Annotated in this window: 1 pseudogene; it reads left to right on the top strand. The window is 75.4% G+C overall.

What is annotated here, in order from left to right:
* Positions 1–378: pseudogene (locus B2Y21_RS02240) on the top strand (amino acid ABC transporter ATP-binding/permease protein); the annotation flags it as partial.

Here is a 378-nt window from a genome sequence, read left to right as displayed (position 1 = left end):
GGCCGTGGCCCTGCTGGGCGTGTCCGGCTGGTTCATCACCGCATCGGCCCTGGCTGGTGCGGCCGGGCCCGCCGCGGCCCATGTGTTCAACTATCTGGTGCCCAGCGCGGTCATTCGCTTCCTGGCCATCGTCCGCACCGCCTCCCGCTATGGCGAGCGCGTCACCGGGCACGAGGCTTCGCTGGAGGCGCTGGCCGCCCTGCGCCCCCTAGTGTTCGACGGCCTGGCGCTCGGCCCCACGACGCGCGCCCTGTCGCTGGCGGGCGGCGCGGCCTCGGCCCGGCTGGTGCACGACGTGGACGCCGTGCACGACCGGTTCCTGGCCCCGGCCCCGCCCCGGAGCGTACTCGCGGGCCTGCTGACAGGCATGGTGCTGGC

This window comes from Brevundimonas sp. UBA5936 (assembly GCA_002430835.1).
In the GTDB taxonomy this organism is placed as follows: Bacteria; Pseudomonadota; Alphaproteobacteria; order Caulobacterales; family Caulobacteraceae; genus Brevundimonas.
Note: the sequence above shows the minus strand (reverse complement) of the source record. Positions and strands in the feature narration are given on the sequence as shown.